The 254-nt window shown below is 61.4% G+C and carries 2 protein-coding genes; both read left to right on the forward strand.

Annotation, left to right across the window (positions count from 1 at the left end; all coding sequences use genetic code 11):
- A partial coding sequence (locus NHN26_RS17685; RefSeq protein WP_331429120.1) for an IS3 family transposase occupies positions 1-97 on the forward strand: 97 nt, incomplete at its 5' end.
- A gap of 1 nt (position 98) precedes the next feature.
- Positions 99-254, forward strand: a 156-nt coding sequence (locus NHN26_RS17730) for a transposase (protein WP_435594223.1), incomplete at its 3' end; no start/stop codon positions are given.

A 254-nucleotide genomic window follows, 5' to 3' on the forward strand; every position in this document is an offset into this window, starting at 1 on the left:
CGACTACATCGAGCGCTTCTACAACCCGCGCAGACGGCATTCGAAACTGGGCTACATCAGCCCCATGGAGTTCGAGGCCCGCGCTATGCTAGCTTAACCTGCTGTCCACGAAACCGGCAGCAGGCCAGCTTGAAGCCATTCGTGGCGAGGCGACGATCGCCGAGTTGGTGGCGAAGCACGGCGTGCATCAGACGGTGATCCATTCCTGGAAGCGTCAGGCGCTCGAGGGCATGGCCGCGATTTTCTCGGGCAAG

The organism is Rhodovulum tesquicola, from assembly GCF_024128855.1.
GTDB classification, from domain to species: domain Bacteria; phylum Pseudomonadota; class Alphaproteobacteria; order Rhodobacterales; family Rhodobacteraceae; genus Rhodovulum; species Rhodovulum tesquicola.